1 protein-coding gene and 1 pseudogene are annotated in these 1,377 nt (G+C 67.4%); both read left to right on the top strand.

Going from position 1 to position 1,377, the window contains the following annotated elements; all coding sequences use genetic code 11:
- Window positions 1–389: pseudogene (locus LQV45_RS32735) on the top strand (hypothetical protein); the annotation flags it as partial.
- Between the two features lie 327 nt (window positions 390–716).
- The coding region (locus LQV45_RS32730; RefSeq protein ID WP_230011771.1) for an aminoglycoside phosphotransferase family protein at window positions 717–1,377 on the top strand (661 nt) is incomplete at its 3' end.

The raw sequence follows: 1,377 nt of genomic DNA, 5'->3' as shown, positions 1-1,377 counted from the left end.
CTGGGCCGGGGTTCAGCAAGATGTCCGTTCTGCTTGCTCGGGATCTCGGTCGGCGCTCAGGGGAGCGCGTACACGCGTCGGGCGTTGTCGCGTCCGACGAGTTGCATGATCCTGCGGGCGTCCGCCTCGGAACAGTCGTCGTCGTCGATCCATCCGCCGACTACCTTGGTGATTGCGTTGCGCCACAGTCTCGCTCCGAGGTAGTGAAGTTCGGCTGGGCCGCCACCGCCGCGCAGCTCGCCGCCTCCATCACCTTCCTGCTCAGCGACGACGGCACCAAGGTCAACGGCGCCACCGTCGCTCGTTTACCTGCGTCAGGAGGGCGGCGCAGCGACGGTTCAAGTCCACCCTCCGGACGCCGCGACTGTCTTTCTGGAAAATTTACGTAGCCAGGTGTGGGAAGCCTGAGGTGATAGGGCAGTTGATGACGGCCGCGGCGACGGCCAGGATTTTGGAATAGGTGGCCCGTCAGGGCCAGGGCGCGGGCTGACTGCTGAGAATCCGGTGGTCCCCGCCGGATGAGCTAGCCGCAACTTCATGCGGTCCCAGGACGACGGCGGGACATCCCGCCGTCGTCCGATTCCATGTCCTCCCGCGCCCCGTCGGCTCTTGGGCTCTTGACCTATATTCGGACGAGGGGCAAGGATCGGACTGCATTGCCGGCACAAAGGAAGGCGGATTTCTGAATGGCTCGAATGCCGCCAGCCACGGTGGACGTGAGTATCGCGGTCGTCCAGCGCCTCGTCCGGGACCAGCGGCCCGACCTCGGCGATTGTCCCTTAGTGCGGGTTGCGAACGGCTGGGACAACGCGACCTTCCTGCTCGGTGACGGCCTGGCCGTCCGGCTGCCGCGCAGGGCGGAGGCCGTTCCGCTGATACTGCATGAGCAGCGCTACCTTCCCGACATAGCTCGCCGCTCCCCGGTCGCTGTTCCTGTCCCCGTCCATGCCGGCAGGCCGACGTCGGACTTTCCATGGCCGTGGAGCATTGTGCGGTGGGTCCCCGGAGCCGCTGCGGCCGACGTCGGCCCGGCAGACCGCGGGCCGGCGGCTAAAGGCCTGGCCAATTTCCTGCTGTCCCTTCACGTGCCCGCCGAAACGGGCGTCCCGGTCAACCCTTTCCGAGGCGTGCCGCTGGCGGACCGTGACGCTGTGCTGATAGAACGGCTCGGGGACCGCGAACGCTACCCGCAGGCGGCCGCGCTGAGAGCAGTGTGGGCGCAGGCCTGTGCCGCCAAAGCCTGGGATGGTCCGGCGATGATGCTCCACGGGGACCTCCACCCTGGCAACATCCTGCTGGCCGACGACGGCTCCCTGGCCGGCGTCATCGATTTCGGCGACGTCGGGTCAGGGGACCCGGCTGCCGATCTTGCGGTTG

It is taken from the genome of Microbacterium sp. Bi128, from assembly GCF_918698205.1.
Note: the sequence above shows the minus strand (reverse complement) of the source record. Positions and strands in the feature narration are given on the sequence as shown.